Below are 14,101 nucleotides of genomic sequence, written 5' to 3'. Positions count from 1 at the left end.
TACTAATGAAAACCTATTTTATATTTCTATCTCATTTCTATAATAAGAAAATAGTTTTTTACTTTAATATAAATATTTAAATTTTAATAAAAATAAAAAATCCCCTGCTTTAACACAAGAGATTTTGATATTACTTCCAATTTTCACATTTAAAACTCCGACGATTTAACGGGCTTTAGAATTCTCAATATAATAATGCATTTCTAATCCTTTTCTTTCTGCACGAAGTACGGTTCCTCTCAATTTTGATAAATGTTGTGAGACCGTAGATTGCGTAAGATTTAAAATCTCTATTAACTGTGTAACATTACATGTCTTATGGTACATTAACTCATTAACAATTTGTAGCCGTACTGGATGTACCTTCGCCTTTAATAACTCTACATCTTCTTCTAAGATTTCTTTTCTCTCTTGCTTTCCTTTTAACTCTAACAATCCAAATTCCCCTTTATTATTTATTTCTATTTTCCTGTTATCGCTATACATAATTACTTAGGTATGGTTCCCTTTTCGCCTGTTAAGAAAATATATTTTAATCAAATTTTTAAATTTAAAAAAGGTTATTTTTACAGAAACTACAATAATACATGCTACTTGAATCTCAATAAATATAAATTAATAGAATATTCCGTCTTATATTGATAAATGCTATTAAGTAGATTTTGATAGAGGAAAATTCTGATATGATACTAATTGCTGAATAATATCTTTGGAGAGGATGAAATTGAACAATGAATGTTCATATACAGGGGAACGAGCAAATAACTCATTTATTAAATGAATGGTATCAAGAAATTAGGGCTAGGCATGTAGACGCCGCTCAATTACTTAAACAAGAAATTGAAAACAAAATCCATGATATAGAAGAAAATCAAACGATATTATTATACTACTCACTACTAGATTTTAGACATCAATATTTAATTGATAGCTTAAGTATTTCTAAAGATAGCTTTAAACAAAGTGATGCTTACAAAACTCCTACAGACGATTTCCTTTCATACTATTATCACTTCTTTAAAGCCATTCATTCCAATGTTACCGGCAATCATAGCCTTGCAAAAATACATTACGATAAAGCTGAATACCTATTAGAAACAATTCCTGATGAGATTGAACATGCTGAATTCCATTATGAGTTGGCCATTTTCTATTGTCATACACATAAATCGATTTTATGTATTAATCATGTAATGAAGGCTAAAGATATATTTTCAAAACATCCTGGGTATGAATTGAAAGTTGCCTTCTGTAATAACCTATATGGATTAGCATGTACTCATTTAAAGGAGTGGGAATTAGCTGAGGAACACTTTATCTCGGCTATGGATACATTCCAAAAAGAAAATTTAGAATACAATATTTTGATTGTTCGTCACAATCTAGGATTTATGTATGCTACACAGAATTTATCCGAGGTAGCATTACGTTATTTATCTGAAGTTAATCAGAAGCTACCTAGCGATTATAAAGCTGTTTTTATTGAAGCTAGGGAACATTATAAATTAGGAGAACATCAAACTGCTCAAGAATTAATAAAAAAAGGCCTGCAGCTTTCTACTCAATTGGGAATTGAGGGCTATATACATCACTTTAAGATTTTAGAAAAAATGAATCTAAATAGTTGTGCTACTGATATAGAAAAAACTGTTTTAGAAGGAATTTCCTATTTTGAACGCGAAGAACTATATGAGTATATAAATGAATATACTGAAAAGTTAGCAACCCAATTTTACAAAGAAAATAATCATAAAAAAGCCAGCTATTACTTTTATGAAGCTAGTAAAGCCAGTGAAAAAAACTTTAAAAAAGGAGCATTAAAATGAAAAAATTAGCGGTTAGCTTACTGGGTATCTTAATTGTTGTAACAGTAACTTTTGGATCAAATTCTTCAACAAGCACTCAAAGTACTGTAAATATTATTAAATATTCACATGGACATACTGGATAATGAAAGGAAGGATTACCCCTTCCTTTTTTATATTTTAGAATGTTAAACGTATCCCCTCTATATCTATCTATAGAAATTTAAGAAATAAATAATTCAAAAGGTAAAATAAAAATACTACAATTAATAACTTCCATTTGTTTCTTTTCGTTGGTTTTCCAGCATGTTGTATATAAAAAAATAAAGCAATACCTGCCATAGTAATTAAAAACATTTGATAGTAATCCATCATCTGTAATACCCCCTCCATACAAAAAATAAGAAGTCTCTTTTTAAGAGACTTCTTATTTTTAATACAAACGACATACATAGGCTAAACACATACAATAAAGTCAGGATGATGTACTTTATTGCCTCTTTATCATAACATATAATTTATCATTTTTGTTTAATAATTCCATACAATAAAACTTTATCAACCTTAAAATGTTTCATTATAAAAAATGAATACAGATAAAATTAATAATATATTCACTTGATCCAAACGGAATATGCTCAAAAGATATAAAGTTCGGTTACAATATCACTCATGATTTTTTAAATTTTTCCTTCTCTTCTGTTAAAAATACTTCAAAACTTGAATGATTACCTTATATTAGTACTTTATATATGCAAAATTACATACTAATCCTCATTGAAAATAATTCTCATTGTAACTATAATGGTTTCAGGGATTGATATTTTCACTTTCGTTTCCAATCTCACAATATATTAAAGGAGGAAATACTATTATGAAAAAATTGATTTTAGCAGGGGCACTAGGAATTGCAGTATTGTCAGGTATGAACCTACCAGGGGCTGAGGCATCAAAAGCGAGTGCAGCTACTACGAATTTAGAAATCCAAGAAGTCACAAAATACTACTCTATGAGTTCCTATGAAGTGTCTCAAAAAGAATCATTTAATCTAAAAAAAGGGGAAGAACTTACAGTCTTTGTACAAAATTCAGGGTTCCCAATTTCTTATACGGTCTTTGATGCAGATGATCAAGTAATTGGCACATTCAATGCTAATTCCCCATATGGTCGCGTATTCAAAGCGCAAAAAGACGGTAATATTTCTGTACAATTTCAAGCAGGTGTAAATTCTACGTACATGAAGAAGATGAATTTTACAGCTAAATTTGCTATTTCTAAACTTAACCAACAATAAAAAATGTAACGCTTCTCTTTAAAAACAAATTAAAAAGGTATATCCCTTTAATGGGATATACCTTTAGTTTTAGTGAATTTTATATTGACCAGATAGCTGCTCTTGCGCCATACGAACTAAACGTTTCGTAATCTCTCCACCTACTGAACCATTCGCTCGTGCTGTTGAATCTGGTCCAAGTGTAACACCAAACTCCTGAGCAATTTCATATTTCATTTGCTCAATTGCACTTGCTGCAGCTGCTATTAAGATTTCGTTTGAATTATTATTTTCGCGAATTTGCATTTTTTAAACACCTCCGTTGAATTTGGTAATATCATGCTCTATTTCCAACAAAATATGCAAAAAAATTATTCGTTTAGCTATTTTACATATATACCTAAGCTTTCATCCCTTATGTGGGAATAAATAAAGGTATAGGTCATACCCTATACCTTTACCTTCTTCTATCCTACTTACTTTTAAATTCCCCTATTAACCCCTGTAACTCTTGCGAGAGCCAATTTAGAGAATTTGCTAACTCTGCAATATCTTGTACATATAGTTCTTGCTCTTTCATACTTGTCTCCACATTACTACTACTATTCACATATGTATTCGCAATGTGTGATAATTCATTTATAAACTGAACAATAGTTTGATTATCTGTTAGAATTTCACTTGAATGATTCGAAGTCGCTTTAATTTGATTTGTAACAGATTGTGCAGATTCTGAAATCTTTTCAAAAAAAGCACCACTACTTTGAACAAGTGTTATTCCTACTTCTACTTCCTTTGAACTCTTCTGTATGGATCTTACAGCTCTCTCTGCTTCAGCCTGGGTTTCACCAATTAATTTAGCTATATCCCTTGCAGATGCCTCGGTTCTTTCCGCTAATATATGTACCTCGTCCGCAACACCTAAAAATTCTTCCCCCATCTCTCCAGCACATGAGGATTCAGTAGAAGCATTTAAAGCTAATGAATTTGTTTGATTTGAAATGGTTGTAATTACAGTAAGAATTTCATGAATTTCCTTAGATCGTGCTTCGAATGCATAAATACTAGAAGATACATCCTGAACTGTATCTTGGATTCTTTTCATTTGATTCACCATTTGCTTAATCAAATCTTTTCCCTCTACAGAATGCTGTTCCATGTCTTCCAAAGCATTGCCAACTTGTTTTGCAGCTCCTTTAATTGCTTTCATCTTACTTTCCATTTCTTGAACAATCCCTAAACATTTTTGCACTACATATTCATGAGAATGTGCTCCTAAATTTAATCCTGTAATAGCACTTGCAATTTCTTTAAAGGCTATGCTATTCTCTTTTGTACTTACCGACAATTCCTGTGAAGATGTCGAAACTTGTTCAGCAGTCTCCCTTACTTTATCTAAAATCTTATTAAACTTTTTAATAGTGTTATTAAAATAGATATTAGTTATCCCTATATCATCAGATTTTTCATTCAATTTAATACTTAAATCCCCTTCACCAACTTTACGTAACCCTTCTTGTAAATCCTTTAAAGGCGATAGAGAGTTTCGTGAGATAAATATTTGAATTGTAATTGCGATAGTTAATGAAATTATAATAAATAGTAAACCTTGTATCATAAAGTTTTTCTTTGTAAGTGGAATAATAGAAGCTTCCAAATCCGCTGCAACAATTGCAATTATATTTTTATTTTCATCTGTAACTGGCTCTAAAATTGTTACCCAGAACCCTAATTCATCTTCATACACTTCTGTCATTTGTGCCTGTTTTGTTTGTATTACTTTATCATATGTTTTCATCCAATAAGTAGGCTGCTCATAGTATTCACCTGGTTTTACAGAAACAGTATTTGCTAATTCTGTATCCAAAGCTACTATTTGTAATTCAGCTTTTTCATTTAGCTTGGCTCCTGTAACATATGTTTGTCCAACACTTTTCATATCTTTTATAGATTTATTTAATTGCTCTGTCAATTTTTCTTTCTTCACTCTTTGAGCTGTGGGGTCTTTTGCTACATCTCTTACTATTTCTAGATCTAATTGATTTAATACCGCATCACCTGTTTCAAAAGACTGCCTCTCAAATATAGACATCATACTATTTTGAAACATATTAAAACTTAACGCTCCCATACTTACAACAAGGGTCAGAATTACTAATACCGTTAGTAATACATTTTTTTGAAGTAACGATAGCTTATGCCAATATTTTTTCATTGATTTCTCCTTTCTTATTTTCAACAATACAAAAACAAAGTAGTAACATATTAAGAGGTGCTCTTTCTGTTATTAATTTAAACTTTAAAATGGCATACTAATCGTTCAACCAAATGTTCCAATTTTTTTCATTTACAATTGCATCTTTTATATGTCCAGCTGCTCTTGGAAATCTATTAAAAGGAAGACGTAATACTTCTACCACTTCATCTTTTCTATTTGTACTGATTTCTTCTAAATCGATGATATTAAAGGATTTGCCTATAATAATTGCTATAATGTTTTATAGACGACTAAGAATATTTAAAATTCCATATTTATCTCCTAAAGATTTTCAAATTAGATTTGTTGCAGTACCTTCAGCAAGGATTTTTTATAATATCGTTAGTTTTAAATAAAGATAAGAATTTTTAAGAGCCTCATCTTTAGTTATTTTTATCTTGCAGAACAATAAAATCTGAAAGTTTAATTCAATCTCCTATTTTATAACTTTTCCCCTTATTTTTCTATAATATTATAATATTTACCTGTACAATCTAAACTTAGACTCTTTTGGCCTTTACTCTTCAAGTGTCTTAAATTCATATGAGGTAGCGCAGAAAGTAAATTTTTAATAAAAAACTTTTGTATTAAAAAATGCAAAAATACATACTCCTCCAAAACTATATGCACTTAAATATTCATATAGTAAAATAAACAGTACAAGCGTGTCCTATACAGCATATTTCCTTAACTGGCTTGATATTATATTCATCATAAAATTGGTGTGAACTTAATATCTCACTTAGCTCTTTAATATTTTAATATTAACAATATAGTGTTAATATATCCCTACTTTATCGCTACACCTACATATAAGCCAAGAATTCAATTACAGAACGGTTTTCATCAATAGTAGACAAAAACATGTCAAACAAAAAGAGACTCAATTATTTATTACTTTTCGTATAGATGTAATAAAAGATTATAGGAGAAATATATATGCTCAAAAAAATAAATAGATTTATGTTTGCTTTGCCTACCATTTCTTTTATTTTTCTTATTTTATTAGGATCATTTTTATTTGTAATACCATTAGATCTATTCTTACCTGAAATACAAAAAAACCCAATAACAGAAGCACCTCTTATTCTTCAAGTTTTATTAGGGGTATTAGCGGCACCTATATATGAAACAATAGTTTTTCAAGTATTTTTATTTTGGCTATTAAGTTGGATTCCTTACATTAAAAATCACGATTACCTTATCATATTAATAACTTCAATTATATTTGGATTAAATCATCCATATGGAATCACTTATATAGTTGGTACAACGATAATTGGTCTTTTATATAACTATGCTTATTGGGTATATAAAAAAAAGAATGAAAAATATCAGGTTACCATGTCTGCTTTTGGGGTTGTTTTTTTGATTCACTTATTACATAATTCTGTTGCTTTTATAGCTTCAAATTTATCATTTTAGCCAAGAAGACTCCTTCCTCAAGGAGCGTAAAGGGTCAAAAAGCCAATTTAAATATGTAGAAGAAATGAATGCATTTGCTTGTCCGATGGGGTGTATTTTAGAGTATGCGACAACGGATCGTGAAGGATATCATCAATATAAATCCAATCCAGAAGACTACGCTGTTTGTCCGCTACGTGAGGTATGTTTTTCAAAGAAACAAAAAGTTATTACTCATCATATATGGGAGAAATATAAGGATATCGCTAGAAAAAACAAACTAACAGTTACAGGGAAAAAGTTTTACAAAGTACGCTATTCAACTATAGAGCGAAGCTTTGCGGACGCCAAAGAACTACATGGCTATCGATATGCTCGATTTCGGGGGCTGAAGTCTGTCCAAATGCAGGCTTATCTCACCGCAACTTGTCAAAACATGAAAAAAAATAGCCCTCCATCTGACCAAAAAAGGTCTGGTGGAGGGCTATTTTTTTGAAACTCTATTATTTTATATTGTTTTTATTCGCTAAAATCAAAAACAAACTCATCTTATGACCGCGTTTCTTCTTACGAAATTAAGTAATTGTTTCAATAGCTGGTTTTTTAGTCATAGAATTACTTTCTCTCTCAGCTTTATTATTCTGTTCTTTCGCCTAAAATTCCAATATCCCCATTACTTCCTTCGTAAATAGTTTGAAATCAGTTAAATGTTTTTCAATAATTTGACGAACAATATCTAAATTTACACTTTGATAATCATGAACAGCAATATTACGAAATCCAACCATCGCCTTTAACTTATTTGCTAGATCAGCGCTAAGTAATCCTGCTGTAACCAATAAATCAAAGGCCTCTCGACTAGATTGGGGTAGTCCTAATTTTTTCCCAGCAACAATATGCATTGCTAGATCAATACTCGCTTCACAAGCTCTTTGTATATTCAATATTATTGAATCTTGTTTTGTAAAGTCCTCTAAATTTTCAGGGTCATTTCCATACACATCTTGGATTCTTTTTATACAACGCTCTATTGTAGAAATTTTATTTAAAATAACCTCATTCTTCATATATAGAACCTCTTTTCTTTATATCATCAAATACTACCTGTCGTTCTTCATTCAATTTTGAATACATTTTTAAAGTTTTCATTTCAAAAATAACCTTACGTTTTTCATCGGAACAAAATATTGTCTTTCCTGTATGTATAATCTGAGCTTGAAAAACTGTAGAAGCTTCGGATAAATCAACTAAATCAACATCTCTCTGAACAATGTTAGCTAACTCCTGTGCTAATAAAAAACGTTCATAGTTCCCTAATGTTGTGTCACTTACATAAGCTATATCAATATCACTATCTTCTCGTTCTCTGTTCTCAGCCGTTGATCCAAACACAATTATCCAATAGGGATTCACCGTCTCTTGTAATTTTTCTATAATAGCTGTTATCATGCTTTGAAAAATCATTTAATTAATCCCCCTTATTGTACTTGAATTTTATTATATCATAACCAATCATAAATCCTTTAAACGACTATAAATACGTAAACAAAATTAAGCTTTTTTAGTACTTAACTCCTCACAAAATCAGAAGCTTATTTCTGACCTAAAATTATTATAGTTCAGGAGTAGATATATTGTAGCTTTGGATCTTAAATAATTGTTAATAATCCAACACTTTCCTGTTAAATGCCTTTTTTATTTTCTTCCTGCAAAATTAAAAGACTGACAATAACTGTCAGCCTCTTACTTTAACAACTCTAAAGAACTTTCGCCTATTTCACAATATACATTCTAATAGTTTGAGGATATATTGCTCTAATAAAGAATTATATATTAATCCACCTTTAATTTTTCTTTTACCTTTGTAGGGAGTTCATCTTTTTTCACTTCTTCCCAAGATTTCACACCTTTTTTCTCAGAGTAATATATACGTAAAAACGCTTCTTTACGAAGGTTTTTTAACGCTGTAAACTCCATTTCTTTCTCTTTACCATCCCTATCAAATCCAGGTAATTTATATTCATAAGTCGTATCCCCATTTACATTTTTCTCTTTTAATTTTTCACCATCCTTGGTAATTTGCACATAATATGTATCTGTACCAAGACGATTTAAATTACACCCGGATAACAACACAGTAAACATCACAAAAAAGCTACACATAAGCACTATTCGTTTCATATTATTCACCTCATATCTTTTCTCACAAAAATTATATCCTAATCTATTGGCTGCCAAAATTCATTTCCATTACGCTAACATTACGTTTTTGTAAGGTAGTAAAAACAGCTTAAAATAAAAAGGATATAAATTCATATTTCTATTGAATTCATATCCTTTGTTCTTATTGAGTAAACTATTTTGCCCCATGCTTAATAGGAGGTATTTCTATTATTCTGGGAAAATAAAGCTAGAGTCCTCTCCACTATTAGCGGTATCTTCTTTCGGGAATGTAATAGTAGATCCTTCATTTCCCTTATTTCCTTTATTTATTTCTTGTTCCTCAGGAAATACAATGGAAGAATCATTACCTAAGTTTGGTGAAAAACCAAGTTTAGATAAAATAGCTTTTAAGTCAGGTAAAACACCAATTTTATCAGAAGTTGGATCATTTGATTTCGTTCCGGTGCTAGAATCACTTAAAATATCCCTAAGTTGACTTGGTGTATATACTCTCCCCTGATTATTTTTTGCTATTCCTTGAATTGATGCTGCAGCACCAGCAATAATAGGTGATGCGCTAGATGTTCCAGCAAAACTAGATGTATATAAATTTGTTATAAATTCACTTGGTTTAGCATCTGTAGTATCTACTGCATTCCCCCATCCATACACATCCACTCTACTACCGTAATTAGAGAAATATGAACGCTTATGAGGAACCCTTGCAGAAGCTGCCCCAACCATAATTGCCCCTGAATCTTTAAAATCAGGACTATTACGATTTAAAACTTGTTTACCATTACGGTCTCTAAATTGATCCAAGTCATTTCCGCCATTTGCACCTGCTTCAATAATAATAATTCCCTTATTTGTTCCCATACGAATTGCATCAAATATGTCTGGTTTTACTTCCACAGGAAAATAGTTCTTATCTCCATATCCATCGTAAGTTGCTTGTGCCTCTAGTAAAAGAATATCTCCAGCTTGCATATTGTTAACCGCACTTAAAATAGCATCAGCTGTATTATAATTTCCGTTATCCCTAATCTGAGATACAACCTTTACCTTAGCTTTCGATGCGATCCCAATTCCACCTATATTATTATCCTCTGCCGAAACAATTCCTAAGACTGAGGTACCATGATCATGGTGCTCGCTTTTATTCTGTCCAGATATCAGTTCAATCTTTTGATTCACTAAATCCTCATGATTAAATAACCACCCATACTCCATATCTACGAAAGTAGTTCCTTTTCCATCTCCACCTTTTATGCTCCAGGCATAAGGTGCATTAATTCCTAATGGTGCTGGTTCAAGGTAACCTTGTCTTGTAAGTCTAGGCTCATCATATGGATTAACAGATAAGTTTGGCAAACGCTCTGCTGGTGGCGCCTCTTCTTCCTGTAAATACGCCGTTTCAACAAGAGATGATTTTTCAAATTTTGTAAGTAATGCTTGTACATCAATATCAGCTTGAGTTTCTACAATATAATAGTTTAGCAAATTAGAAGAAATATGATCGGAATCTTTTATTTCTTTACCTAGATTTTTAATTTCTTTAGGATTTAAAGAATTAAAAAGTCGATTTATAGTTACATTTGGATATTCAGCTAAAATTCTAATTAATTCAGGATCTTGTTTTTCTTCTTTAATGAATTTTTCTATTCCATCCTGATATGGTAAATTCACTTCATTTTTAAATTTTAAAATTAATTGTTTAGTAACTTGCTTATGTACAGTAGAATTCAATTGCTTATTTGAATAATTATAAGTAGCTGCGTAGGCAACTTCTGATTTTTCACTTGGAAGTATACTGCCTACTCCATTAAATGCTGTTAATGCAATTGAAGAAACTAAAATTCCCTTAAAAATTTTCAAAACATGCACCTCTTCTTATTAGTATATAGTTATAAAAAAATGTATATTACCTAATTTCTTTTTATACAAACGTTTTATATGTAGGACTATATTTTCAACTCCATTCATTCTTTAATATTTGTTTATACATCATTAATACAACCAATTCATACCAACAACTTTATTAATTCAGTTACATTACTGTAACCAGTATAGTTACACCTCATGAAATAGTCAACCTTAAATGCAATTTTGCATTTAAAATCATACATACTTCTACCAACTTACTCCCAATTATTTCAAGAGAAGTTGAACTTCTATCATTTTGAGTAATTGCATATATATAATATAAAACATATAAGGGGGGTTAAAACGTGGTAATCTCAAGACAAGATTCCTGGACTGATGATAACGATTTACTTCTCGCATCAACAGTACTTCAGAATATTCGTAACGGTGGAACACAGTTAGCTGCATTCAAAGAAGTAGCAAAACTACTAGCTAGAACACCCGCAGCTTGTGGATTTCGTTGGAATTCATATGTGAGAAAACAATACCAAGAAGAAATACAACTAGCAAAACAAGACCGAAAAATGGGAAACAACATTCCCCTCTCCCCATCAGAAAAAGAAAAAAACTCTTTGTCTATTACATTAGATGATATTATTCTCTTTCTACAAAATTATAAAGATGTGAATGAATTGACAAAATTACAAAATCAAATTGAAGATTTAAAAACAGAGAATCAATCTCTTCTACAACGTATCACTATGTATGAAGAAGAATATCGTATGTTACTGAACCATATCGATAAGACAAGAAATTTAATTGCAGTGGATTAAACAGCATAACTATAATGACTTTCCAGTAGGATCTTCGCCCGCCAAAACCACCATCAATAAAGAAAATTCAGACTATTATTGGTAATAATAAGTAAAATACACATACATAATGTATGTGTATTTTTACTTTGACTATTATTAAAAGAAATATTTAGTCTATGTTACATCTTTTCTAATATTTCTTGCCTTTCACACCATTTTGTTAGCTTTTCTAATGCTTTTTTAGATAAACGTTTTGTTTTATAATTACAAAACCTAGATAATGTAGACGGAGAAATACTCATTTCATCTGCTATTTCACGAATGCTTACCTTTTTTTCATTGTGTACTTTCAGTATTTTGTCACGGATCTTTTTCTCTATTTGTTCGACTGATTCTACAGTCTTCTTTATTTCTTTAACAACTGTTACTTCCGGTAACTGCTCTTGTGGTTCCTCTATACTCTTCTTTCCTATTACCCTATCCATTGACTGTAACATTTCTTCAGGTGGCAAAATCGTTATTCCTAAGTTAGTGTAATAATTTTTAAACCAATTACGTTTCCCAATTTGTTGTTCATCCAGTGGATCACTATACTCCCAATGAGAGATTACTTTTTCATTTTCTAAATCCATTAGAACGTTTTCTAACTGTTCTCTAATACGATTAGGCTTCCAATCTTTCGGGATATCCATTACTGCTAGCAGGCCTTTGTCCCCACCTATAGAATATGGCTTTTTCAATGATGAATACATTTGTCTAATTCTCCATTGCCATGTTAAGTATCGTATTAACCTTTTATGATATTTGTGTCTATAACTATTGTATTCAAGTGCTTTTTTAGACAATAATGCTGTTGTATTATTTGATCCGTATAAATAATTGGTTAAAAAGCTGCCTGGCTTAATACGACAAGATTCAATACCCATATATTCATTTGTAACACTATGTCTCCACAATACAACCGAATCTAATACAAATAATCGTTTAACAACCTCACGCTTTAATTCTAGTCGTTCCCCTTCATCTTCACGGTCATTTAATACTACGACTTCATTCTCATCATTTAAATAGATAAAAATACTTGCTAAAGCCGCAATTCTTTTTGCTATTTTAATTTTATCTTCCGCTCTATAGTATTCCTTATTTTTGACTACTGTTTTTGGAATGTTGCACATCTCTAAAACTTGCTCATAAGAAAAATCAATGAATTCGTCTGGAGATTTTGCTTCGTTTATCCATTGTATTGTAATTGCATCTAGACAATCTGCCGTTAAATCATCCATATTACTCATTACATCATCGACAAGAGTATTCCATCGAGCAGCTTCTTCTATATTAGTAAGTCTTAAATCTTCATCTTTGTGTGAAGAAAGCTGGGCTACACCATTAGAAGATTTTGTTTCAATAGGATATTGTAAAACCTTACTTAATTCATCTTCTTCAAATTGATTTTTTGCAATCCCATCTCTTAGCTTATAATAAACAGCAGAGTTATTTACCTCATAATAATCCTCATGGTTTACTATACTTGTCTCTTCTATATTTTGATTATTTTCTACTATTATGGAACTTGAAGAAGCTATATTTTGGAATTCTTTGTCTATAAATCCTTCAATTTCTTTATATATTTCTTCCTTATAGGAATCAATTTTGGCATAAATTTGTACTAATGTAGTACCGGATTCTTGTTTTTTCTCTAGCCAAGACACTAATGCAGTAAATGATGGGGAAGCATGAGGTGATGTGAGTACTTTATTATTATTGTTTTCAACATCTTTAAAATATGCATTCCACTTATTCCATACTAGCTCGTTAGTTTTATAAATTGGCTCAGAGATTAACAATGCATCTCGAAACATTTGTAATAAGTTATCCACTTTCTTTTCCTCCCTAAACCATGGATCACAATTAAATAATTCTCAGTATAAAAATCTTAACTACTATTATATTTAATTTATTGTAACAGATATTTACAAATTTTTGTTTCTTTCTTCTCTATTCTGCTTTTCTTGCATTCCTTTTGCAACTTTCTTTCCTGAACTTGCAACATTCTCCTCTTTCTTTTCCCTATTTCTTCTTCCTACATTTCTTTTGCGCTTTGCTTTCCTTAACTCTTCAACTTGCAACATACTGCTCTTTCTTTTTCCTATTTCTTTTTCCTACATTTCTTTTGCGCTTTGCTTTCCTTAACTCCTTAACTTGCAACAGGTTGCTCCTTCTCTTCCTTATTTCTACCTACTTGCATTTCTTTTGCGCTTTGCTTTCCATATATTTCTCAACTTGCAACAGGTTGCTCCTTCTCTTCCTTATTTCTACCTACTTGCATTTCTTTTGCGCTTTGCTTTCCATATATTTCTCAACTTGCAACACGGTTGCTCTTTCTTTTCCCTATTTCTTCTTCCTACATTTCTTTTGCGCCTTGCTTTCCTTAACTCTTCAACTTGCAACAGGTTGCTCTTCCTCTTACCTATTTCTTCTTACTTACATTCCTTTTGCGCTTTGTTTGCCTTAACTCTTT

At 30.9% G+C, this 14,101-nt stretch carries 15 protein-coding genes and 1 pseudogene; 6 read left to right on the top strand and 10 right to left on the bottom strand.

Annotation, left to right across the window (positions count from 1 at the left end):
- Positions 1–165: 165 nt before the first annotated feature.
- Positions 166–435 carry an ArsR/SmtB family transcription factor gene (locus tag NST86_RS28200; protein WP_061663378.1) on the bottom strand — a complete coding sequence of 90 codons (270 nt, stop codon included), beginning with the start codon at positions 433–435 and terminating at the stop codon, positions 166–168.
- Between the two features lie 296 nt (positions 436–731).
- Here NST86_RS28200 and NST86_RS28195 point away from each other — a divergent pair, with 296 nt between their 5' ends.
- Both NST86_RS28195 and NST86_RS28190 read left to right on the top strand, forming a co-directional pair.
- Positions 732–1,826, top strand: coding sequence for a Rap family tetratricopeptide repeat protein (locus NST86_RS28195; protein ID WP_061663377.1), 1,095 nt, complete (start codon positions 732–734; stop codon positions 1,824–1,826).
- Complete coding sequence (locus NST86_RS28190; protein WP_255259137.1) at positions 1,823–1,951, top strand: hypothetical protein; 129 nt, start codon at positions 1,823–1,825, stop codon at positions 1,949–1,951. The genes NST86_RS28195 and NST86_RS28190 overlap by 4 nt, the downstream gene beginning before the upstream one ends.
- Positions 1,952–2,018: 67 nt before the next feature.
- On the opposite strand, the gene NST86_RS28185 is transcribed toward NST86_RS28190, so the two are convergent.
- Positions 2,019–2,180: a hypothetical protein gene (locus NST86_RS28185; protein WP_172797004.1), complete on the bottom strand. Its 162-nt coding sequence runs from the start codon at positions 2,178–2,180 to the stop codon at positions 2,019–2,021.
- A 499-nt stretch (positions 2,181–2,679) separates the two neighbouring features.
- Between NST86_RS28185 and NST86_RS28180 the strand changes: the two genes are divergently transcribed.
- Positions 2,680–3,099 carry a hypothetical protein gene (locus NST86_RS28180; protein ID WP_340934943.1) on the top strand — a complete coding sequence of 140 codons (420 nt, stop codon included), beginning with the start codon at positions 2,680–2,682 and terminating at the stop codon, positions 3,097–3,099.
- 69 nt (positions 3,100–3,168) lie between these two features.
- Here NST86_RS28180 and NST86_RS28175 read toward each other — a convergent pair whose 3' ends face one another.
- Both NST86_RS28175 and NST86_RS28170 read right to left on the bottom strand, forming a co-directional pair.
- Positions 3,169–3,384 (bottom strand): alpha/beta-type small acid-soluble spore protein, encoded by a 216-nt coding sequence (locus NST86_RS28175; protein WP_001167047.1) that lies wholly within the window; start codon positions 3,382–3,384, stop codon positions 3,169–3,171.
- A gap of 166 nt (positions 3,385–3,550) precedes the next feature.
- Entirely contained in the window at positions 3,551–5,293 is a 1,743-nt protein-coding gene (locus NST86_RS28170; RefSeq protein WP_061663373.1) for a methyl-accepting chemotaxis protein, read from the bottom strand.
- Between the two features lie 981 nt (positions 5,294–6,274).
- On the opposite strand from NST86_RS28170, the gene NST86_RS28165 reads away from it, so the two are divergent.
- Positions 6,275–6,760, top strand: coding sequence for a CPBP family intramembrane glutamic endopeptidase (locus NST86_RS28165; RefSeq protein WP_061663250.1), 486 nt, complete (start codon positions 6,275–6,277; stop codon positions 6,758–6,760).
- Between the two features lie 34 nt (positions 6,761–6,794).
- Positions 6,795–7,269 (top strand): annotated as a pseudogene (locus NST86_RS28160) (transposase); the annotation flags it as partial.
- A gap of 123 nt (positions 7,270–7,392) precedes the next feature.
- On the opposite strand, the gene hepT reads toward NST86_RS28160, so the two are convergent.
- From hepT to NST86_RS28140, 4 genes are all read right to left on the bottom strand, one after another.
- A complete protein-coding gene (gene hepT, locus NST86_RS28155) occupies positions 7,393–7,806 on the bottom strand; it encodes a type VII toxin-antitoxin system HepT family RNase toxin (protein WP_000787540.1) in 414 nt (137 codons plus the stop codon).
- Complete coding sequence (gene mntA, locus NST86_RS28150) at positions 7,796–8,203, bottom strand: type VII toxin-antitoxin system MntA family adenylyltransferase antitoxin (protein WP_000577229.1); 408 nt, start codon at positions 8,201–8,203, stop codon at positions 7,796–7,798. The genes hepT and mntA overlap by 11 nt, the downstream gene beginning before the upstream one ends.
- Positions 8,204–8,572: 369 nt before the next feature.
- Positions 8,573–8,920, bottom strand: a complete 348-nt coding sequence (locus tag NST86_RS28145; protein ID WP_061663251.1) for a YxeA family protein — start codon at positions 8,918–8,920, stop codon at positions 8,573–8,575.
- A 210-nt stretch (positions 8,921–9,130) separates the two neighbouring features.
- Entirely contained in the window at positions 9,131–10,780 is a 1,650-nt protein-coding gene (locus NST86_RS28140) for a S8 family peptidase (protein WP_061663252.1), read from the bottom strand.
- Positions 10,781–11,133: 353 nt separating this feature from the next.
- On the opposite strand from NST86_RS28140, the gene NST86_RS28135 reads away from it, so the two are divergent.
- Entirely contained in the window at positions 11,134–11,601 is a 468-nt protein-coding gene (locus NST86_RS28135; RefSeq protein WP_000237072.1) for an RsfA family transcriptional regulator, read from the top strand.
- Positions 11,602–11,762: 161 nt separating this feature from the next.
- On the opposite strand, the gene NST86_RS28130 is transcribed toward NST86_RS28135, so the two are convergent.
- Together NST86_RS28130 and NST86_RS28125 are read right to left on the bottom strand one after the other, a co-directional pair.
- Positions 11,763–13,460 (bottom strand): helix-turn-helix domain-containing protein, encoded by a 1,698-nt coding sequence (locus tag NST86_RS28130; RefSeq protein ID WP_000369385.1) that lies wholly within the window; start codon positions 13,458–13,460, stop codon positions 11,763–11,765.
- Positions 13,461–13,553: 93 nt separating this feature from the next.
- Positions 13,554–13,712, bottom strand: coding sequence for a hypothetical protein (locus tag NST86_RS28125; protein ID WP_170962679.1), 159 nt, complete (start codon positions 13,710–13,712; stop codon positions 13,554–13,556).
- Between the last annotated feature and the right edge of the window lie 389 nt (positions 13,713–14,101).

It is taken from the genome of Bacillus sp. FSL L8-0199, assembly GCF_038005705.1.
GTDB lineage: Bacteria > Bacillota > Bacilli > Bacillales > Bacillaceae_G > Bacillus_A > Bacillus_A cereus.
Note: the sequence above shows the minus strand (reverse complement) of the source record. Positions and strands in the feature narration are given on the sequence as shown.

Excerpts from the sequence above, each read along its gene's own strand:
- NST86_RS28195 (WP_061663377.1), top strand. The coding sequence starts at position 732 with ATGAATGTTCATATACAGGGGAACGAGCAAATAACTCATTTATTAAAT.
- NST86_RS28190 (WP_255259137.1), top strand. The coding sequence starts at position 1,823 with ATGAAAAAATTAGCGGTTAGCTTACTGGGTATCTTAATTGTTGTAACA.
- NST86_RS28185 (WP_172797004.1), bottom strand. The coding sequence starts at position 2,180 with ATGATGGATTACTATCAAATGTTTTTAATTACTATGGCAGGTATTGCT.
- NST86_RS28180 (WP_340934943.1), top strand. The coding sequence starts at position 2,680 with ATGAAAAAATTGATTTTAGCAGGGGCACTAGGAATTGCAGTATTGTCA.
- NST86_RS28175 (WP_001167047.1), bottom strand. The coding sequence starts at position 3,384 with ATGCAAATTCGCGAAAATAATAATTCAAACGAAATCTTAATAGCAGCT.
- NST86_RS28170 (WP_061663373.1), bottom strand. The coding sequence starts at position 5,293 with ATGAAAAAATATTGGCATAAGCTATCGTTACTTCAAAAAAATGTATTA.
- NST86_RS28165 (WP_061663250.1), top strand. The coding sequence starts at position 6,275 with ATGCTCAAAAAAATAAATAGATTTATGTTTGCTTTGCCTACCATTTCT.
- hepT (WP_000787540.1), bottom strand. The coding sequence starts at position 7,806 with ATGAAGAATGAGGTTATTTTAAATAAAATTTCTACAATAGAGCGTTGT.
- mntA (WP_000577229.1), bottom strand. The coding sequence starts at position 8,203 with ATGATTTTTCAAAGCATGATAACAGCTATTATAGAAAAATTACAAGAG.
- NST86_RS28145 (WP_061663251.1), bottom strand. The coding sequence starts at position 8,920 with ATGAAACGAATAGTGCTTATGTGTAGCTTTTTTGTGATGTTTACTGTG.
- NST86_RS28125 (WP_170962679.1), bottom strand. The coding sequence starts at position 13,712 with ATGTTGCAAGTTGAAGAGTTAAGGAAAGCAAAGCGCAAAAGAAATGTA.